The organism is Corynebacterium liangguodongii, assembly GCF_003070865.1.
Lineage (GTDB): Bacteria > Actinomycetota > Actinomycetes > Mycobacteriales > Mycobacteriaceae > Corynebacterium > Corynebacterium liangguodongii.
Window position 1 is genome coordinate 1519316 of sequence record NZ_CP026948.1, and the last position, 20450, is coordinate 1539765.

Consider the following 20450-nt stretch of genomic DNA (forward strand, 5'->3'; position numbering starts at 1 on the left):
GGGGTGTCGTCATCGCTGCGGCGCTGCAGTTCACAGCAGCTTGTCGGCGTCGAAGCAGGTTCGGTCTCCGGTGTGGCACGCCCCGCCCTGCTGGATGACTGTCACCAGCAGGGTGTCCCCGTCGCAGTCGAGGCGCACGCCGGTGACTTCTTGGGTGTGGCCGGAGGTCAAGCCCTTGATCCAGTATTCACCGCGGGAACGCGAGAAGTAGGTGCCGCGGCGCGTCGCCAGCGTGTGCGCAAGGGCGTGGTCGTCCATCCACGCCATCATGAGCACCTCGCCGGTGCCACCGGCCTGCACGATCGCGGGGACGAGGCCGGCGTCGTTACGCTTGAGGCGCGCCGCGATCGCAGGATCGAGCTCGAAGTCCCTCGGGTCACTCACCGCACCTCCAGACCGGCACTGCGCAGAGCGCCCTTGACCTCGGCGATCGAAACCTCGCCGAAATGGAAGATCGAGGCCGCCAGCACCGCATCGGCCCCGGCCTCAGCCGCGGGCGGGAAGTGCTCCGGTGCCCCGGCCCCGCCGGAGGCGATGACGGGAATATCCACGGCGGCGCGCACGGCCTCGATGAGCTCGATGTCGAACCCCTCTTTTGTGCCGTCGCCGTCCATCGAGTTCAATAAAATCTCCCCCGCCCCGAGCCGCTGCCCGGTCCGCGCCCACTCGACAGCGTCGATACCCGCCGAGCGGGTCCCGCCGTGCGTGGTCACCTCGAAGCCAGAAGGCTGGGGAGTACCTCCGGCCGGGACGCGCCTGGCGTCGACGGAGAGCACGATGCACTGCGCGCCGAAGCGCCGGGAGAGCTCGCCGATGAGATCCGGGCGGGCGATCGCCGCGGTGTTGACGCTGACCTTGTCGGCCCCCGCGCGCAGCAACTCGCGCACGTCGTCAACGCTGCGCACCCCGCCACCGACGGTCAGCGGGATAAACACCTGCTCCGCCGTGCGGCGCACCACATCGAGCATCGTCCCCCTGCCCTGGCGGGAGGCGGTGACGTCGAGGAATGTCAGCTCGTCGACCCCGGCCTCGCCGTAGGCCTTCGCCAGCTCGACCGGGTCCCCGGCGTCACGAAGGTCTGCGAAGTTCACGCCCTTGACCACGCGACCGTCATCGACGTCGAGGCAGGCAATCACGCGAGTAGCCACAGCCATGTCAATTCCCTCGTTCTTTCCTTTGGGTCACTTTTTAAGTTCTTCGCACGCGGCCGCCTACGGGCACACCGACCTCATCGTACTGAGCGCGATCTTGTGCGCCCTGCGCGTCCCGGCGATCGCGCCGACGGACTCCATCGTCCACGGCTCGCCGTTCGTGCCCGTCACCACCGCCCCGGCGCTGCGGGCGAGAAGGATGCCCGCGGAGTTATCCCACAGGTGCGGCGAGAAGCTCACCGCCGCCTGGTAAATCCCCTGTGCGACGAAGGCGAAATCGACACCGACGGAACCGGAGATCCGAGGCCGCAGGTCCGTATCGGCCAGCGTGGCCATGAGGTTGAGTCGCACGTCGGCGGGGAAGCGCTCGGAATCCGGAGAGCGCACCGAGCCCACTCCGACCTGGGAAGCCGCCTTCGTCTCCGACTCGATGGGCGGGAGCTCCTCGCCGTTGAGGTAGACCGGGGAACCCTCCAGCGCTGTCAGACGCATGTTCATCAGCGGGATCTCGGTGACGGCCACGATGGGCTGCCCGCGATAGATCAGGGAGACGAGGATGGAGCAGTTCGGGTTGCCGGAGGAATAGTTCGACGTCCCGTCGATCGGGTCGACCACCCAGCACGCTTCCGAGTTGAGGTCCCCTCCCTGCTCCTCGCCGTAGACGGGGATGCCGGTTTCCCCGGTCAGGCGGGAACGCATGAGCTCCTCGATGGCGAGGTCCGCCTCCGTGGCAAAATCGCCGGATGCCTTAAACAGGGCGGGCGCGGCGCCGAGGTGGGAGATGAATAGCTCGCGCGCCTCGCCCACGACCGATTCGGCGATTTCGAGATAGTGCTTCGTGCTATCCATAAGGTCACAATACCCGCAGCGGTACGCGTTGGTCTTCTTAGCGTCAACTCCCCCGCCGGCCGCTCCCCTCGCTACCGCTCCGCGGAGGCGAGCGCGGCGAGGGCGTCTTCAAGGGTGAAGCGGCGCTCGTAGAGAGCCTTGCCGATGATGACGGAATCGATGCCTTCCGAGGCGTAGCGAGAGATCTCCACCACGTCATCAACGCGGGCCACCCCTCCGCTGGCGGTGACCATCGCATCCGTGGCGGCGGAGACGTCGCGCAGCAGGTCGACGTTCGGGCCGGTGAGCGTGCCATCGCGGCTGACGTCCGTGACGACGAAGCGTGCGCACCCCACGGAGTCGAAAAACTCCAGCACCTCCCACAGGTCCCCGCCGCTGGAGGTCCACCCGTTGCCCTTGGTGCGCCACTGGCCCCCTTCCTCGCGCACCGCGATGTCGATCGCGATTGCCTCGCCGTAGCGGTCAATCGCCCGGGCCGTCCACTCCGGGTTCTCCAGCGCGGCGGTGCCGATGTTGACCCGTCTCGCGCCGGTGGCCAGGGCGCGCTCCAAGGAGGCGTCGTCACGTATGCCGCCCGTGAGCTCCACATTGATGTCGAGCTGGCGGGTGATCTCGGCCATGAGCTCGTGGTTGGACCCGCGCCCGAAGGCGGCGTCGAGGTCGACGAAGTGGAGCCAGCTCGCCCCCGCGTCGCGCCAGCGCAGCGCTGCCTCCAGCGGCGGGCCGTAGCTTTTCTCCGTGCCCGCCTCGCCCTGGTCGAGGCGCACGGCCTGGCCACCGACGACGTCGACGGCGGGCAAAAGTGTGAAACTCATGCCAGCCACTATATCGGAGCCGATTGTCCCCTTCGGCAGCTCGACCCCAGGCTGTGAGCACGTGAGGCTGTGAGCACGTGCTCCTTCAACTCGTGAGATGGGTAGACGCTGCCTCGGCCAGGCGTTCGCGTTGGCCCCGAAACCATAGCAGCGATAGCGCGTGCCAACCTACTTCTCATTATCCGGCCGAATCCAGCGCTGCTTCCACATATTCGAATAAAGCGGCAACAACATCTGTGCCAGGAACGCTACAACGGCAGTTGCGACGACGAAGCTAATAATTGGATGTTCAGCGAAAAGAGGGGGCACATGAATGTTGAGTGAATCAAATCTTTGGGAGATCTCGAACCGCACGTTCCTAAAAAACTCCGTAATTCTATTCGGTTCCCTCTCTCGGATGCGCTCCAAAGGTGCATCCAATCCTACAGCCGAAATCACTGATGATACTAGACGTCCAAGAATTGGTCCTACGATAGCCGCCAGCATTGCGAACGCCGCGACGACCAGCGGAGCTAGCGCCACGTACTTCCATCTAATTTTGTCTGCGTCCCGGAAACCCGGGTGCTGCTCGCTTGGAGTGAGGTAAACACGCTCGATCCCATTGCGAAAGACTGCCTCATGGCCGTCCTCATTGTCCGGCGTAACCTCAATGTACGGGTGGCTTGGCCTATCGGGGTACTCTTCGTTATCGTCCCTCAGCATTTTCAGAGAGACGATTCGTGGAGTTCGCTCGAATATCGACATTTCACGTTGATGCGGGCCGATCGATATGTTCATTTTGTACTTTTTCTTGCGGAGCGTCCGGCCTAGGATTGCCTGTATCGGATCATTCCGGAAGTAGGACCTATCAATTTTCGTCTTCCCCGGCACGCTCTCCAGGGAAACATAGCAATTCCCATATTTCGGATGTGCAAGATACGCTTCAGAAAACATTCGTCAATCCTCATACATAGATTTTTGTAGACCGAGATGAGTGGGGCTTCACATAACCTGTGAAGCCCCACTCCTGCCCTGTGCGCATTTCTATCCGAAAATAGCGTCAACTGCGGCCCAGTCCGAGAAAACACGCCAACCGAAACGTGCGAGCGCCCACATTTTCCCCTCCTTCCCTTCGTAGAATTGATTAAATTTGCCATGACGTCTCTTTGAGTAATTTAAAGGTAAGTTAAAAATTACCCCATCGATTGCCGTGACACGACTGATGATAGGTTAGGTCCCCCCCCTCGCAACCGATCACAGAATTCTGCGCAATGTGCCAGGTCAGAAACACATACGTGGCGCATGGAATCGTGTTGATTTAGCGGCAATCCTCGCGCCATACCCCCCGCCCGAAGCGGGCACTACCCCAGCGTGCCCACCCAGTTGCGCAGCAGCGCCAGGCCGGCCTCGCCGGACTTCTCCGGGTGGAACTGGGTGGCCCATAGCGGACCGTTTTCCACCGCGGCGACGAACCTCTCCCCACCGTGCTCTGCCCACGACACGAGCGGTGCGGCGATGTATGGGTCTTCCTCCATCTCCCACGAGCGCACGCCGTAGGAGTGGACGAAGTAGAAGCGCTCAGCCGGGTCGATCCCGGCGAAGAGCGTCGAGCCGGGGGCCACGTCGACCGTGTTCCAGCCCATGTGCGGCAGCACGGGGGCGCGCAGCTTATCGACGACCCCGGGCCACTCCCCCATCCCCTCAGCATCCACCCCGTGCTCCACGCCGCGCTCAAACATCACTTGGAAGCCGACGCAGATGCCGAGGACGGGCCGCCCGCCGGCGAGGCGCTGGCCAATGACCCGGGGGGCGCTCACCTCCCGCAGGCCTTCCATGCAGGAGGCGAACGCGCCGACGCCGGGGACGACGAGCCCGTCCGCCTCCACGGCGAGCTTCGGGTCCGCCGTCACGGTCACATCGGCCCCGACGTGCTCCAGTGCGCGCTGGGCGGACCGGATGTTTCCCGCGCCGTAGTCGAGCAGGACCACGGTGGGCGCGGCCTGTGGGGTCTCTCCGGATTCCGCTGCAGTCATGGGGTCATATTCTACCGCCCGGGCCGGCCGAAGCGCCGCTTTGCCCGCGCCGCACTGAGGCGAGTCGAGAGGTTGTCTACCTCCGCGATGCGTTGGCGGCCGAGGATGTCATCGGCCACCGTGACCGCGATTCCGGCAGAGACGACGCAGCCGGCGATGAAATACATCAGCGCCATCGGGTGGGCCACCCCGGACGAGGCAGCGCCGAAACCGGCCAGCATCATTCCGTAGACCGTCGAGCCCAGCCCGGTACCGCCGTCGAAGGAGATGTTCCACATCGCCGAGGCCTCCGACGCCTTCGACTTGGGCAGCCGGTAGAACAGCATGGTGAGCGACTCGTTTTGCACCGCCCCGAAGCCGGCTCCGTAGAGGAACGCCGCGAGCAGGAGCCAGAGCACGGAGGCGTCGGTGACCATCACCACGGCGATGGTGAAGATCCCGGCCGCCGCGCACATCTGGAACGGAATGATGACGGTGCCCGGCACCCCGCGCCGGTCGAGTACGACGCCGGCGAAGTAGCGCGAGAACATCGCCGCGAGGTTGAGCACGGCAAGCAGCACGCCGCCGAAGGCCGCGCCCGCGGCCGGGCTCATCTCCCGCACGCTTGCCGGCAGGAAGTTCGTCACCGCCCCGTAAGCGGTGGTCACCAGGGACAACGCGAGCATGGGCACCGCGACGAGGCGCCACAGCGGCACCCGCACCCCGGCCAGCTCCCCGCCCCCGGCACCCGCCTCTGGCGTGGGAGGAATGCCGAGGCAGACGACCAAGCCCACGAGCCCCAGGGCCGTGGCGATGATAAAGACCACGGGGTAGCCCACCACCTGCGCTAGGGCGAGGCCGGAGGGCAGGGCCAGCATCTGCGAGAACCCGACGAAGAGCCCGAAGATTCCGCTGGTGCGCCCCAGCAGCCGCAGCGGCACGAGCTCGGCGATGATCGCCGCCTCGGCCACGGAGAGCGCGCCGAAGCCGATGCCGCGCACGACAGAGACGCTCAGCACGATGGCGGGGTCCATCCCCAGGATGTATCCCAGCGAGGGCACGCCGAGCAACACGGAGGCGACCGCGATGACGGCGCGGTAGCCGAAGCGGCGCAGCAGGGAGGGCACGAAGACCTGGGTGAGCACGGTCGCACCCATAAATGCCCCCGTCGACCCGCCGGCAAGGGTCTCAGACCCGCCTGCGTCGAGCACCGCGGTGGGCACCACGGGAAGCAGCAAGGACCACGCCCCGAACGCCGCGGCCACCGCGACAAGCGTGGGCACGAGCCCGCGGGCGCGCCACGGGGAGGTGACCGCCTCCACTTCTTCGACGGTGAGCGGTTTAGCGCGCAGCATGGAGTATCACCACCTTTACGTTGTCGCGACCATCTGACACCTAGAGCGCCCCCTTCGTCGAGGGCACGCCCGTGATACGGCCGTCGAACTCCACGGCGTGGCGGATCGCGCGGGCCACGGCCTTGTACTCCGCCTCGGTGATGTGGTGTGGGTCGCGGCCGTAGCGGACGTTGATGTGGAGAGTCAGCGCCGCGTTGGTGGCCAGGGTTTCGAAGAAGTGGCGGTTAATCACGGTGGCGTAGTGGCCGCCGATGACCTGCCACGCCATGTGTTCCGGCTCCCCGTTCATGACAAAGTAGGGCCGCCCGGAGAAGTCCGCCGCCGCCTCGACGAGCGTTTCATCCATCGGCAGCAGGAAGGAGCCAAAGCGGCGGATCCCCGCCTTATCCCCGAGCGCCTCCTTGAGCGCCCAGCCGAGCGTGATGGCGGTATCCTCCACCGTGTGGTGGGCGTCGATGTGGATATCGCCCTGCGCCTTGACGCTGAGGTCGAAGGCCCCGTGGGTGCCGAAGGCGGTGAGCATGTGGTCGAAAAACGGCAGCCCGGTGGCCACGTCGACGTCTCCCGTGCCGTCGAGGTCGATGGCGACCGTGATGTCGGATTCGCTTGTCTTCCGCGTCGCCTCAGCGCGCCTGTGAGCCATTGGCAATCTCCTTCGCAGCCCGCAAGAACTCGTTGTTTTCCTCGTCCAGCCCGATGGTAACGCGTAGGCGGCCGGGCACGCCGACGTCGCGAATGAGCACCCCGCGATCGAGGAACTCCTGCCACGCTGCGTGCGCGTCGCCGAAGTGGCCGAAGAAGAGGAAGTTCGATTCGCTCGGCACGACATCGTAGCCCATCCCGGCAAGCTCCGCGGCCACGCGGTCGCGCTCGCGCGCCAGCTTATCGACGCCCGCGAGCGTCACCCCCGAGTGCCTCAGCGCCACCCTCGCCGCGGCCTGGGTGAGAACGGAGAGGTGGTAGGGCAGGCGCACGAGCATGACGGCCTCGATAAACGCCGGGGCGGCGACGAAGTAGCCCAGGCGCACGCCCGCAAAGTCGAACGCCTTCGACATCGTGCGCGAGACAACGAGCGTGGCCGGGTACTTCTCCACGAGCCCCACCGCGGAGGCCGAGGGCGAGAACTCCGCATAGGCCTCGTCGACGATGACGATGCCCGGCGCGGACTGGCAGATGCGCTCGATGTCCTCCAGCGAGGTCACATCGCCCGTCGGGTTGTTCGGCGTGGTGATGAAGATAACGTCGGGGCGGTGGCGCTCGATGGCAGCGAGCGCGGCATCGACATCGATGCGGAAGTCCTCGCCGCGCGGCACGCCGATGAACTCGGTGTGGGTGCCCGCGGAGAGGATCGGGTGCATGGAATAGCTCGGGGTAAAACCCATCGCGCTGCGCCCTGGCCCGCCGAAGGCCTGGAGCAGCTGCTGGAGCACCTCGTTGGAGCCGTTGGCGGCCCAGAGGTTCTCGCGCGTCACCGCCACGCCGGTCTGCCGGGTGACGTAGGCGGCAAGGTCGTCTCGCAGCTCCACCGCGTCGCGCTCCGGGTAGCGGTTGAGGGTGGAGCCGAGCTGCGCCGCGGCGGCGAGGAAGTCGTCGATAATCTCCTGCGTCGGCGGGTAGGGGTTTTCGTTCGTGTTCAGCGCCACCGGGACCGAGAGCTGTGGCGCGCCGTAGGCGCTTTGCCCGCGCAGCTCCTCGCGCAGAGGAAGCTCATCGATGCCCGTGCGTGGGGCGACTGTGTCCTTGTGGAACTGCATGCTCATGACCCTTCGATTCCTCGTGCTTTGATCGCCTCACCGTGGGCGGGCAGCTGCTCCTCGGCGGCCAGCGCGATAATGTGCGGGCCAACCTCGCGCAGCGCGGCCTCGTCGTATTCGACGAGATTGACCGGCTTTAAAAACGTGTGGGTAGACAACCCGGCGTTAAACCGCGCCGTGCCCGAGGTGGGCAGGACGTGGTTGGAGCCCGCCGCGTAGTCGCCCAGCGGCACCGGGGAGTACGGACCGATAAAGATCGCCCCCGCGTTGGTGAGGCGCTCGGCGACCTCGCGGGCGTTTTCGGTGTGGACCTCGGTGTGCTCCGAGGCGTAGGCGTCGGTAGCGGCGATGGCGGTGACGAGGTCGTCGACAAGCACGATGCCCGACTGCCGCCCGCCGAGCGCCGAGCGCGCGCGATCGGCGTTGAGCGTGAGCCCAGCGAGCCGCTCCACCTCTGCATCGACCTTCCGGGCGAGGCTTTCCGACGCCGTGATGAGCACGCTGGCGGCGTTTTCGTCGTGCTCGGCCTGCGAGATGAGGTCGACGGCAACCAGCGTCGGGTCCGCAGAATCATCCGCGAGTACGGCGATCTCGCTCGGCCCCGCCTCGGCATCGATGCCCACCACGCCATTGACCAGGCGCTTCGCGGCGGCCACGAAGACGTTGCCCGGGCCTGTCACCATGTCAACGGGCTCGAGGCCCGCAGCGTCGTCACCGTAGGCCAAAAGCGCCACCGCCTGCGCGCCGCCCACCGCCCAGACCTCCTCGACGCCGAGCAGGGCGCACGCCGCGAGGATCGTCGGGTGCGGCCACCCGCCGAATTCCACCTGCGGCGGGGTGCACACCACCATTGACGACGTCCCCGCCTCCTGCGCCGGGATGACGTTCATGAGCACGCTCGAGGGGTAGACCGCCTTGCCTCCGGGCACGTAGAGCCCGACGCGGGAAATCGGGATGAACTTCTCCGTCACCGTCGCGCCGGGGGCGAGCTCGGTGGTGCGAGGCTGCGGCTTTTGGGCGGCATGGACGGTGCGGATGCGCGCGATCGCGACCTCGAGCGCCTCGCGCACCTCCGCGGCCAGGCCCGCGAGCGCCTCGTCGATCACCTCGCGCGGCACCCGCACGTTCGCCGGGCGCACGCCGTCGAACCTCTCCCCGTAGGCCAGCGCCGCGCTCGCCCCGCGCGCGGCCACGTCCTCAACGATCGGCGCCACTGTCGGCAGCACCGCATTGACGTCAACGCTGCCGCGCGGCAGCGCCCGGCGCAGCTCGGAGGTCGAGGGCTTGCGACCTCGCAAATCGGTCAAGTGCAGCATGGCGGTCACGCTCCTGGTTCGTGTGATGAAAGCCCGACGGGCCCGGCGGGGTGGCACGAGCCGTCTCTCATGCGTTCCTAGTCTATTCCCCGCCCCGCGGACCGGCCGCTGCGGCACCCAGCCCACCCCAACCCGGCTTTACCCTCCCCGCCCCGGCACCTTATGCTCGAAGGAGGTCGCGCTCCCCGCGGATCCGGCGGCCGGGGAGCACAGCGAAGGCTAGAGCGAAGGCTAGGAGGTGCACATGGGCTCGCATAACTCGCCCGCCGCGCGCTTCGGCGCCCAACCCGAAGAGGTCACGCTCGCCCGCGTGGGCGCCGCGCTCACCGGCCTGGGCTTTGATGTCATCGAAGCGGGAGACCGCCTCGTCGTGCCCACCTACGCCTTCATCGCCACCGCCTGGATCTCCTACGACCGTCCCCTCATGCTGGCCATCGACTTCACCGAGCGCATCCCTATCGAATTCGAGCGCTCCCACGAGCTGGCCCGCTTCATCAACAGGTGGAACCTGGAGAAGGTCGGCCCCACCGCCTCCTACCGCCTAATGGATTCTGGCGACTTCCAGGTCAGCATGCGGCTCGGGGTGCACGCGAAGTGCGGTCTCACCGACGAGCAGATCATGGCCGAGGCGATGGACGCCTTCCAGCACGCGGCGGCGTTTTCGACCCAGCTGCGCGAGGGATTCCTCCCCATCGAGTTCGACCAGCCGCTCCCGCCTGCCCTCGCGCGGGCCCAAGACACCGAAGCCCTCCTTGGGCGCCACCCCAGCGAGCGCCACCTTCCCCGTGGCGGGCATGCCGACGCCGCCTGCGCACCGGACGCCTTCGAGGCCCAGGCGGACGATCCGTGCGAGCCCATAGACCTCGGCTCCGTGGGAGATACCCTCGATATGCTCGATTTCTCCTACCCGCCGCCCGACCAGGGCGCGATCACGACGTCGGTCAACGGCATCCCGTACGCCTTCTACGTCGACGCCGAGACCTACGTGCGCGTCGCTGCCATGTGGGAGACGGGCTGCTCCTTCGACGTCGGCTTCCTCCCGCTGTGGCTAGCGTGCAACGACATCAACGAGCAGTTCGTGGGGTTGCGCGCCTACGTGCTTGAAGACGCCGGGGATCTCGACCTCCACGTCGAGACCACCTGCATCATCACCGAGGGCCTCGGCGCGGCGCAGCGCCATAACTTCATTATCTCCTCGCTCGTCTCCACTCTCGGCGCGGTCGACGCCTTGAGCACCGATGTCCGCGGAACCACCGCGGTGCAGTGGCCTAGGCACTAGGGCCCTGCCTACGCGGCTGCGTCGGCGCGGGGCTGGCCGCCCTCCGAGCCTCCCAAGCCCTCGGAGCCCTCGGAGCCCTCGAACGCTGAGACCAGCGCGAGCGTGTAGAACATCAGTCCGGCGACAAACGGGCCGACGAGCCACGCCACGCCAGGATCGAGCGACGGCACGAGAGACAAGACCTCGCCTTCGGTGGGCCCGCTGCCGCGGGCCCCGGCGCTGCCGTGTCTAAGAGACGCAGTCGCCGCGCCAAAGGTCGAAGTAGCATAGGCCGCCGCGCCGGCGCACACCATGCACCACATCAAGGCCCCCACTCCCGTGAGCCTGCGCACGTACGCCAGCGCGGCGATCGATAACCCCAGCGCCGCGCTGAGCAGGACGAACCACCCGTATGAGGCGAACTCGACCCCGGGCGGGCTCGCCTCGGTGTCAAGCAGAAACCCGCCGTCGTGGTAGGTCCCCACATAGGCCGGGCGGAGAAGTCCCCAAGCCGCGCCGACGATGCAGCCCGCGACCAAGGCATAGACCAAAAGGCCGGCGCCCGCCCCGGCCGCGGACGCGCGGCGGGGCGGGCGGGGCTTGGTGGTAGATAGCTCGCTCACCCGGGTGAGTCTAGTTGCACATCTTCCAGCGACCGTCTTCGCGCTCGAAGATCTGAACCTGGGTATCGGTTCCCGCATCGCTTGTCACGGTGGCGTTCGCGGAGGCACGGTTGCCGTCGACGCGCACGTCGCTGAGGCTGACTTTGCTCTCCGGCAGCGTCATGGCCTGGCCCGCCTGGGCCTGCATGCGCGCGGCCTGCTCAATCTGCTCGAGGCTGTAGCCGGAGCGCTCCATCTCCGCCCGCGCAGGATCGGCGATCTTGTGGCATGTGTTGTCTAACAGCGCTCGCGTCCACAGCTCCGGGCTGGCCGGGTTGAGCGAGTCGTGCAGCGCCTTCTCCATCTGCGCCTTGTCCTCATCAGTTCCCGCCCCTCCAGTGTTAAGCGGCTCAGCCTCGGGCGGGGTGAAGTTCGGATCCTCGAACGGGTTCGTCAGCGGTTGCGCCCCGGGCGCCGCGGCGGCCCCCGGGGCCTTGGGATCCGCCCCCGGGGCTGGCGAAGACGCCGCTGCACCAGACTCGCTTGCAGACGGGGAGGGCTCGGCCGGAGCGGCAGGGGCCGCCTTATGGGTCGCGGTTTCGGTGGCGGTGGCCTCCACGACCTCCGGGGTCTCCTCGTTGGCCCCGCACGCCGCAAGCGCCGCGGCGGCGGTGGCCACGGTGGCGGCAAGCACGGATGCTCGGGCGGATCGGTACAACATCTTCACAGGTTCGATTCTCCTTGTTTGACCTGACGAGCCGTGATGGCCAGGCGGGCGTGCCCCGCTTTTGCGTACTGCTCGATAGTAAGCACACACTAGCGAGCGTTGCAGCATCAGCGGATGACATTTGTCTGTAATGTTGCTGTGAGGAAACACCTGCCGGGGCGGGTGCAGGGCCTTCGGTATGTTTGAGCCATGCAGCTGACACGCGAGTCCATTAGTCGGGCGGCGCTGGCCATCCTCGACGAATACGGCCTCGCCGATGTGACCATGCGCCGCGTCGCGTCCTCCCTCGGCGTCGCGCCCGGCGCCCTCTACTGGCACATCGAGAACAAGCAGGACCTCATCTACGCCGTCGCAGAAATCATTTGCGCCCCCGTCCTCTCGGCCGACGCAGAGCCGGGAGACACCCCCGGGGAGGTGTGCGCGGCATTAAGCGCCGCCCTGCTTGCCCACCGCGACGGCGCAGAGGTCGTCTCCAGCGCGATGTCCCAGCCGGCTTCACCGCTCACCGCGGGCATCTCCGCGCTCCTGCGGGCCGCCGTTGCGCGGGAGGTCGAGGCGGCGGGCGCTGAGGCGTCGATAAGCGCGCAGCACGCCGCCGCCGACGGGCTGCTCTACCTCACCCTCGGCGCGGTGACCGTGCGGCAGCTCACCGCACAGTTCGCGGAGGCGACCCACGCCCCGAGCGCGCCGCCCGGCAGCGGGAGCAGCGACATCGGCACCGCCGCAGACTTCCTCATCGCGGGCCTGCTTGCCAGCACCCCCTAGCCACCCCGCTCCCGCCCGCGCAGTCCCGGCCCCCGCCCTGCGATACCATTGGCGCTTATGACAGATGTGAATTCCCCCGACCTCGTCGTCTGGCCCGGTTCCGCCTACCCGCTCGGCTCGACCTACGACGGAGCCGGGACGAACTTCGCCCTCTTCTCCTCCGTTGCCGAGCGCGTCGAGCTCTGCTTAATTGACAAACAGGGCGCGGAGACGCGCGTCGAGCTCGAGGAAGTGGACAACTTCGTCTGGCACGCCTACCTGCCCGGGATCACCCCGGGGCAGCGCTACGGCTATCGCGTGCACGGGCCGTGGGACCCGCAGCACGGAAAGCGCTGCGACCCCTCCAAGCTGCTGATCGACCCCTACGCGCGCGCCTTCGACGGCGCCTTCGACGGCGACGCATCCCTGTTTTCCTACGACATCCACGCCGAGGAGCCCGGCGCGGGGCGCAACGAGGACGACTCCCTCGGCCACACCATGCTCTCCGTGGTCATCAACCCGTTCTTCGACTGGGGCGACGACCGCAGCCCGCGGATCCCGGACGAAGAGGCCGTCATCTACGAATGCCACGTCAAGGGCATGACGCAGACCCACCCCGATGTGCCTGAAAACCTGCGCGGCACCTACGCCGGCATGGCGCACCCCGCAGTCATCGACTACCTCAAGGACCTCGGCGTGACCTCCGTCGAGCTCATGCCCGTCCACCAGTTCTACCAGGACGATCGGCTCCGCGAGCTGGGGCTACGCAACTACTGGGGGTATAACACCTTCGGGTTTTTCGCCCCGCACCAAGACTATGCCGCCGCGGAGAAGCCCAGCGACGCCGTCGCCGAGTTCAAGGGCATGGTGCGCGCCTACCACGAAGCGGGCATGGAAATCATCCTCGACGTCGTCTACAACCACACCTCCGAAGGCAACCACCTCGGCCCGACCTTCGCCTTCCGCGGCATCGACAACCAGGCCTACTACCGGCTTGTCGACGGCGACGAGTTCCACTACACGGACTACACCGGCACCGGTAACTCCTTTAACGTGCGCTACCCGCACTCGCTGCAGATGATCATGGACTCGCTGCGTTACTGGGTCTCCGAGATGCACGTCGACGGGTTCCGCTTCGACCTCGCCTCGACGCTCGCGCGGGAGTTCTCCGACGTCGATAGGCTTGCCACCTTCTTCGACCTCGTCCAGCAAGACCCGATCGTCTCCCAGGTCAAGCTCATCGCCGAGCCGTGGGACGTTGGCGAAAACGGCTACCAGGTGGGCAACTTCCCCGCCCTGTGGAGCGAGTGGAACGGCAAATACCGCGACACCATGCGCGACTTCTGGCGGGGCGAGCCCTCCACGCTCGGGGAATTCGCCTCCCGGCTCACCGGCTCTTCCGACCTCTACCAGCACAACGGGCGGCGCCCGACGGCCTCGATTAACTTCATCACCGCCCACGACGGGTTTACCCTCAACGACCTCGTGTCCTACAACGACAAGCACAACGAGGACAACATGGAAGACTCCCGCGACGGCGAGAGCCATAACCGCTCGTGGAACTGCGGCGAGGAGGGCCCGACCGACAACCCGGAGATCGCCCAGCTGCGCGCGCAGCAGCGCCGCAACTTCCTCACCACCCTCCTGCTCTCCCAGGGCACCCCGATGATCGCCCACGGCGACGAGTTCGCGCGCACCCAGCGCGGCAACAACAACGTCTACTGCCAGGACAACGAGATTGCCTGGATGAACTGGGAGCGCCTTGGCGAGGCCGAGGAGCTGCACGATTTCACCCGCCGCCTCATCGCGATCCGCAAAATGCACCCGGTGTTCCGCCGCCGCCGCTTCCTCGCCGGTGGCGCGCTCGGCCACGACGTCGTCGAGCGCGAGATCGCCTGGCTCGTGCCCTCCGGCAAGGTGATGACGCAGCAGGACTGGGACTTCGCCTTCGGCAAGGCGCTCATGGTCTACCTCAACGGGGCCGCCATCACCGAGCCGGACCGCCGCGGCCAGCGCGTCGTGGACGATTCCTTCATCTTGATGTTTAACGCCCACTTCGAAGACATCGAGTTCACCCTGCCGCCGCAGACCTTCGGGCAGAAGTGGGACGTCGTCATCGACACCACCGAGCCGCTGGGCTACCCGGCGCAGAAGCTCTCCCTCGAGGCCGAGGCGACGATCACCGTCCCGGCGCGCTCGACCATCGTGCTCAAGCAGATTGAACCGCCGCTTATCGACGGCAGCGGCACCGCCCCCGAGACCAGCGAAGCCACCGAGGATGCTGCTGACGCGAAGTAGCGGCTGCAAAGGAGTAAGAGAAGTAGTGGACCACGACCACAGCGCGCCCACCGTGCGCGCCCACGGCCTGCTCATCGAGCCCGGGCCGGGATCCCTCGTTATCCGGCGCGCGCCGCTCGCCGCCGCGCTCGAAGGGGCCGGGCAGTGGGACATCGCGGCCGAGGAGATCGAATCGATCTTTGCCACCGAAGGCGACGAGTGGGCCGGCCCCGCCTGCACCATAGCCCACACCGGCGGGCGCACCACGGTGCGTTTCCACCCCGGCGACGAGGCCGGGCCGCGGCGCCTTGCAGAGCTCGTCGAACGGATGCGCGCGGGGGGTGGGCAGAGCGTCGAGCCGCCCGCCAGCGGGCGCGCGGTCGCGAGCCTGAACTTTGTCGGCTTCGACGTCGAGACCGCCAACCCGTCGTGGGGCTCGATCTGCCAAATGGGGCTGGTCAAGATTATCGACGGCCGCGAGGTCGAGCGCGCCTCCTGGCTGTGCACTCCCCCGCCCGGCCTCGACGAGTTTGACCCGAACAACGTGGCCATCCACGGCATCACCGCCGACGACGTGGCCGACGCACCGCCCGTCGGCGAGCGCATCGCGCAGTTCAAAGAGTTCGTCGGCGACCTTCCCATCGTGGCCCACAACGCCCAGTTCGACGCCACGGCCCTGCGCGAGGCCAGCCTCGCCACCGGCACCAAGGTGCCCACAGTGTTGTTCGCCTGCAGCCTCGCGCAGTCGCGCGCGGCCAAGCTCAAGGTAAAAAACCACCGCCTCAACACGCTGGCGGAGCACTTCGGCGTACCCCTTGAGCACCACCACGATGCCGCCGAGGATGCCGCGGCGTGTGCCGGCATCATGGTCGGGCTCACGCGCGCGGCCGGCTACGAGGGCAGCCTCATGGGATTCGTGCACTCCACCGGCTTCACCCTCGGTGCGATCAGCGATGAGCGCGTGATCCCAGTGCTGAGGGACCGCTCGGGCGCAGGGCGGGCCATGCAGGCCAAGCTCGCCCAGTCCGGCGCCAAAGCGGCCGCCGACGGGGCCGCCGCGCCGCGCGGAAGCAACCAGCAGGATTCAGCGTCCCCCTCCGGGAAGGGACGCGGCCCCGCCCCGTGGCAATCGGTGGCCACGCCCGACACCGTCCCGGAGCCGCACCCAGACGCGGACCCCGCCGCGGAGCTCTACGGCCAGCACGTCACTCTGACCGGCGACTTCGAGCCCCACGACAAGGGCGAACTGTGGGCGGGCATCGCCCAGCAGGGCGGCCAGGTGGGGAAGAACGTGACCAAAAAGACGACGATCCTCGTCACCGGCGAGTGGGCCACCATGACGTCGAAGGAGAAGCGCGCCCGGGAGCTCATCGGCAAGGGCCAGGACATCGAGATTTGGCCCGCCTCGCGCCTCTACACCGCGCTGGGGTTGGCCGATTCGCAGGGCAGCGACCTGGGCGATCCCGCGGAGGAGCCGCCGTTTTAGAACCGGTTTTGAGCGTCGGCTGCCGGATTGGTGACTCTCCGCAGAACTACGCATATCCCCAATACGGGTGTGCACGAAAGTACCGAGTTTTCTTGAAACCCTTGAGGGCGCCAAGGCCGATTGCTAGCGTCAGTTTTGACAGAGAAAACCACCATCGTATCCGACGAATCGGTCGTTCAGGCTCATGAGCCTTGTGCCTGTTTTTCTCCGTCACCGGCCCCTATTTGACTGTATTACTTGACAGGATTTTGGGATGCCTACCGAAAGAACGATCTTTTCCTTCATCCTTCATTAAGACCACCCACAGCAGCGTAGTCGCTGCGCGAACGGTACCAAAGGAGTACTATGCGTTTTCATCAGTCCGTTACTGTAGCCACAGTTGTCGCTGTAGCTCTTTCCACTCCGGCATTGGCAGGCGCATCAGCACCAGAAGCACTTAAGGAACCCGTTCCGGCGGTGAATCAGTTTCATGCGACTTCAAAGTAGGACCGTGCAATTCCTGGGGCGAGGTATCAAGATTTTCGCTACAGGTGGCTGCTGGGCTCAGTAGGGGTTGCTATGACTAAGACTGGAGTTATCCTCATCGCGTTCACCCTCGTGGGAGTTATCCTCACGATCATACGGATGCTGCTGCCCGATGCCCCGGATACATTTCTCGCGATTGGCCCCACAATGAGCAGTATCGGCGGCCTTTCGTGCGTGATGTACAGCGCCTACATTACAAAGAACAGGCGCAATTGACGGCGTAAAGGTCTCGCTGCTCCAGTCCAGTCAATGCGCTGCGACAGGGCTGGAGCCCGACACTGCGAAAACCGCCATGGAACCGCAGCGCCGCCGCGCCAGTCTAACTGTGTATGACGGTTTCCACTGCCTCCCCGGCCCGCGCCCGCGCCGACGCGCGCCCGATTGAACCCCGCCGCTGCGTGCCGCAGCTGACCCGCCTGGCCGATGCCTGCGGGCGCGGGGAGCCGTGGCGCGCCTGGTCCAGCCCCGCGTTCGACTCCGCCGCGGCCTTCCTCGCCCTCTCCCCCGGTGTGGGGTGCGTGCTCGAAGATTCCGCCGGGCGGCGCCTCACCCACCAGCGCCTCGGGGCCGCCGGGCTGAGCGTCCAGGCGGCGTGGAACGGCGCGGCCGCCGGCGTCATCGACGCGGCGCTGCGCCCGCGTGGGGCGGCCCGCCTGGAGCTGTGGGCACGCGACGCCACCATCGCGCTCGGCGCAGGCTGCCCGCGCGGACTCGAGGTGCGCCGGGGAGTGATCCCTCCCGCCGGGTGGCTCGCGCACCCGCAGCTGTTCTCGCTGCTTCACTCCCACTTCACGCAGGTCCTGCGCCCCCGCCACGGCCTGGCCTACCTCACCCGTGACCTTCGCGGCCTTTTCGTCCTCGACGCCACCGACGGCCTCGCCGCCAGGTTCGCCGCGGGTCTTCCCGGCGCGTGCGTGATGCGCTATTCGGTGGGTTTTCCCCTCATCATTGGTGGACATGGCGGCGGCGGGCTCGGCAGCGGCGCTACTGTGGGGCGGTGATGTCGGCCGCCCCTCGAGCCGCATCCCCGATGCTCGACCCGATTGACGCCTAGGAGCTTCTCATGCGACGCCCGATCACCTCGACCTACCGCCTCCAGCTGCGCGGGCCCCACGCCGACCCGACGGGGCGGCGCTTTGGGTTTGCCGAGGCCGCCGAGCAGGTCCCCTACCTGCGCTCGCTCGGCGTCTCCCACCTCTACCTCTCCCCGATCTTTACCGCCGTGAGGGAATCGAACCACAACTACGACGTCACGGACCCCACGGAGGTCAACCCCGAGTTAGGCGGCATCGAGGGCCTGCGGGAGCTCGCGGCCACCGCGCACGAGGCGGGCCTTGGCATCGTGCTCGACATCGTGCCCAACCATCTCGGTGTGGAGACTCCCCTCCTGAACAAGTGGTGGTGGGATGTGTTGAAGCTCGGCCGCGAATCTGAGTTCGAGTCCTACTTCGACATCGACTGGCACGCCGACAACGGCGCCGACGGCAAGCTCGGCCTGCCGGTCCTCGGGGCCGAGGGCGATGAGGACCGGTTCGAGCTCGTCCACCTCGACTCCATCGACGAGGACGTGCTGAAGTACTACGACAAGTTCTTTCCCCTCACGCCAGGCAGCTACGCCTCGCTTGACGACGACCCCCGTGAGGTCTATTCCCGCCAGAACTACCAGCTGAAGTTCTGGCGCGACGGGGTGATTTCCTATCGCCGCTTCTTCTCCGTCAACGGGCTCGCCGGGATCCGGCAGGAAGACCCCTTAGTCTTCGAGCAGACCCACCGCGTGCTGCGCCAGCTCATCGCGGAAGACGTCATCGACGGCATCCGCGTGGACCACCCGGACGGGCTGGCCGATCCCTTCGACTACCTGACCCGGCTGCGCGACCTCATCGGGGACGATCGCTGGCTCGTCGTGGAGAAGATCCTCGGGGTCAACGAGCCCCTCGACCCGCGCCTCGCCGTCGACGGCACGACCGGCTACGACGCGATGCGCGAATACGATGGGGTCTTTATCTCCCGCGAGGCCGAAGACGCGTTGAGCATGCTCTCCCTACAGCAGTCGGGCTCGACGTGGGACGACGCGGCGATCGGCGCCGCGGAACACCAGCTCAAGCGTGACGTCGCCGCCCTTGAGCTGGGCGCCGAGGTGCGCCGACTCACCCGCGCGATTCGGCGCGATAACTTCTCCACCGCAGGCCACACGGTCACCGATAGAGACCTCACGGCGACCGTGATCGAGCTTGTCGCGGCCATCCCCGTCTACCGCGCGGACTATATCTCGTTATCTCGCATTACCTCCTCCGTCATCGCGGAGATGGCGCGCAGGTTCCCCTCCCGCCGCGACGCTCTTGACCTCATCATCGCCGCGCTCGTCGCCGGCGGCGAGGCGAAGACCCGCTTCGCGCAGGTCTGCGGTGCGGTCATGGCCAAGGGCGTGGAAGACACCCTGTTCTACCGCGCGTGCCGCCTCGTCGCGCTGCAGGAGGTCGGCGGAGCGCCCGGGCGCTTCGGCGTCTCGGCTGCGGAGTTTCACCTCCTGCAGCAGGAGCGGGCGACGCTGTGGCCGCGGTCGATGACGACGCTTTCCACCCACGACACGAAGCGCAGCGAGGATACGAGGGCCCGCATTATCGAGATCACGGAGCTGCCCAGCGACTTCGCCGAGCTCGTCCGCCAGGTGAGCGCGATCGTTCCCGCCCCGGACGCAGCGACGGGGCACTTCCTGTTCCAGAACATCCTCGGGGTCTGGCCGGCCAGCGGAGAGCTCGATAACTCCTTGCGCCAGCGCCTCCACAACTACGCCGTCAAATCCGTCCGCGAGGCCGGGGTGAAGACGAGCTGGTTCGACTCCGACGCCGGGTTTGAAAAGGCCGTGACCGACTGGATAGACGCCCTTCTCGATGGCCCCGTCGCCCCCGCGATCACCGAGTTCGCCTCCCAGCTCCACCGCGGCGCGATCCAGGTCTCGCTGGGCAGGAAGCTCCTCCAGCTCATCGGCGCGGGCATCCCGGATACCTACCAGGGCCAGGAGTATTTCGATCTCTCCCTGGTCGACCCGGACAACCGGCGCTTTGTGGACTACACCCAGCGCAGCCAGACCCTCGAGCAATACCTCGCCATCTCCCGCGACCCAAAGCGCTCCATCGCCGAGTTGTGCGGCGAGGCGGGCGATGACCCCGCCGATCGCCCCTACCCCTACCTGGAGCAGATCATCGACCGGGCGAAGCAGGCGCTCGTGCGCGAGGCCCTCGTGTTGCGCCGCGAGTTCCCCGATGTCTTCCTCTCCGGGGAGCACCAGCCCGTCTTCGCCGTCGGTGAGGCGGAGTCACACCTCGTCGGAATTTCTCGCGGCGATGGGGACGTGCGCGGCGCGGCAGGGTTGAGCGTCATCGCGCTGGCCACCCGCCGCCCGCTCACCCTGCAGCGGCGCGGCGGGTGGGGTGAGACGACGGTGACGCTGCCGGAGGGCACCTGGGTCGATCGCCTTACGGGGCGGGAGTATTCGTCCACGGTGAAGGTCGCTGACGTTTTCGACCAGCTTCCCGCAGCGCTTCTTGTCTCCAGCAGGCTGGTCAACTCGGCGTCGCTATAGGAGGTAGCGTATAGCCC

At 67.0% G+C, this 20450-nt stretch carries 18 protein-coding genes; 6 read left to right on the forward strand and 12 right to left on the reverse strand.

All coding sequences use genetic code 11. The features are described 5' to 3' along the window. Positions 1–30: 30 nt before the first annotated feature. The 10 genes from hisI to hisD form a co-directional block, all read right to left on the reverse strand. A complete protein-coding gene (hisI, locus tag C3E79_RS07305; protein ID WP_108404318.1) occupies positions 31–384 on the reverse strand; it encodes a phosphoribosyl-AMP cyclohydrolase in 354 nt (117 codons plus the stop codon). Further along, complete coding sequence (gene hisF, locus C3E79_RS07310; protein ID WP_108404319.1) at positions 381–1154, reverse strand: imidazole glycerol phosphate synthase subunit HisF; 774 nt, start codon at positions 1152–1154, stop codon at positions 381–383. Before hisF ends, hisI begins: the two co-directional genes overlap by 4 nt. A gap of 57 nt (positions 1155–1211) precedes the next feature. Next, positions 1212–2000, reverse strand: coding sequence for an inositol monophosphatase family protein (locus C3E79_RS07315; RefSeq protein ID WP_108404320.1), 789 nt, complete (start codon positions 1998–2000; stop codon positions 1212–1214). Between the two features lie 71 nt (positions 2001–2071). Then, positions 2072–2815, reverse strand: a complete 744-nt coding sequence (priA, locus tag C3E79_RS07320) for a bifunctional 1-(5-phosphoribosyl)-5-((5-phosphoribosylamino)methylideneamino)imidazole-4-carboxamide isomerase/phosphoribosylanthranilate isomerase PriA (protein WP_108404321.1) — start codon at positions 2813–2815, stop codon at positions 2072–2074. A gap of 168 nt (positions 2816–2983) precedes the next feature. Then, positions 2984–3748 carry a hypothetical protein gene (locus tag C3E79_RS07325; RefSeq protein ID WP_108404322.1) on the reverse strand — a complete coding sequence of 255 codons (765 nt, stop codon included), beginning with the start codon at positions 3746–3748 and terminating at the stop codon, positions 2984–2986. Positions 3749–4155: 407 nt separating this feature from the next. After that, complete coding sequence (gene hisH / locus C3E79_RS07330) at positions 4156–4827, reverse strand: imidazole glycerol phosphate synthase subunit HisH (protein WP_108404323.1); 672 nt, start codon at positions 4825–4827, stop codon at positions 4156–4158. A gap of 11 nt (positions 4828–4838) precedes the next feature. Next, positions 4839–6161, reverse strand: coding sequence for an MFS transporter (locus tag C3E79_RS07335; protein ID WP_108404324.1), 1323 nt, complete (start codon positions 6159–6161; stop codon positions 4839–4841). Positions 6162–6201: 40 nt separating this feature from the next. Further along, positions 6202–6804 (reverse strand): imidazoleglycerol-phosphate dehydratase HisB, encoded by a 603-nt coding sequence (gene hisB, locus C3E79_RS07340; protein WP_108404325.1) that lies wholly within the window; start codon positions 6802–6804, stop codon positions 6202–6204. Continuing rightward, positions 6785–7915: a histidinol-phosphate transaminase gene (locus C3E79_RS07345; protein WP_108405108.1), complete on the reverse strand. Its 1131-nt coding sequence runs from the start codon at positions 7913–7915 to the stop codon at positions 6785–6787. The genes hisB and C3E79_RS07345 overlap by 20 nt, the downstream gene beginning before the upstream one ends. Before the next feature lie 2 nt (positions 7916–7917). After that, positions 7918–9231 carry a histidinol dehydrogenase gene (gene hisD / locus C3E79_RS07350; RefSeq protein WP_108404326.1) on the reverse strand — a complete coding sequence of 438 codons (1314 nt, stop codon included), beginning with the start codon at positions 9229–9231 and terminating at the stop codon, positions 7918–7920. A gap of 244 nt (positions 9232–9475) precedes the next feature. Between hisD and C3E79_RS07355 the strand changes: the two genes are divergently transcribed. Then, positions 9476–10510: a type III secretion system chaperone family protein gene (locus C3E79_RS07355; protein ID WP_108404327.1), complete on the forward strand. Its 1035-nt coding sequence runs from the start codon at positions 9476–9478 to the stop codon at positions 10508–10510. 8 nt (positions 10511–10518) lie between these two features. On the opposite strand, the gene C3E79_RS07360 is transcribed toward C3E79_RS07355, so the two are convergent. After that, complete coding sequence (locus C3E79_RS07360) at positions 10519–11112, reverse strand: hypothetical protein (RefSeq protein WP_108404328.1); 594 nt, start codon at positions 11110–11112, stop codon at positions 10519–10521. Between the two features lie 10 nt (positions 11113–11122). After that, entirely contained in the window at positions 11123–11818 is a 696-nt protein-coding gene (locus tag C3E79_RS07365) for a nuclear transport factor 2 family protein (RefSeq protein ID WP_108404329.1), read from the reverse strand. Positions 11819–12007: 189 nt separating this feature from the next. Here C3E79_RS07365 and C3E79_RS07370 point away from each other — a divergent pair, with 189 nt between their 5' ends. The 5 genes from C3E79_RS07370 (at position 12008) to treY (ending at position 20433) form a co-directional block, all read left to right on the forward strand. Beyond that, complete coding sequence (locus C3E79_RS07370; RefSeq protein WP_108404330.1) at positions 12008–12583, forward strand: TetR/AcrR family transcriptional regulator; 576 nt, start codon at positions 12008–12010, stop codon at positions 12581–12583. A gap of 57 nt (positions 12584–12640) precedes the next feature. Further along, positions 12641–14860, forward strand: coding sequence for a glycogen debranching protein GlgX (glgX, locus tag C3E79_RS07375; RefSeq protein ID WP_108404331.1), 2220 nt, complete (start codon positions 12641–12643; stop codon positions 14858–14860). A gap of 25 nt (positions 14861–14885) precedes the next feature. Next, entirely contained in the window at positions 14886–16325 is a 1440-nt protein-coding gene (locus C3E79_RS07380; RefSeq protein WP_235840587.1) for an exonuclease domain-containing protein, read from the forward strand. 854 nt (positions 16326–17179) lie between these two features. Then, on the forward strand, positions 17180–17851 hold the full coding sequence (locus C3E79_RS07390) for a hypothetical protein (RefSeq protein ID WP_108404334.1): 672 nt from the start codon (positions 17180–17182) through the stop codon (positions 17849–17851). Between the two features lie 62 nt (positions 17852–17913). Next, positions 17914–20433 (forward strand): malto-oligosyltrehalose synthase, encoded by a 2520-nt coding sequence (treY, locus tag C3E79_RS07395; RefSeq protein ID WP_108404335.1) that lies wholly within the window; start codon positions 17914–17916, stop codon positions 20431–20433. The last annotated feature ends 17 nt before the right edge of the window (positions 20434–20450 follow it).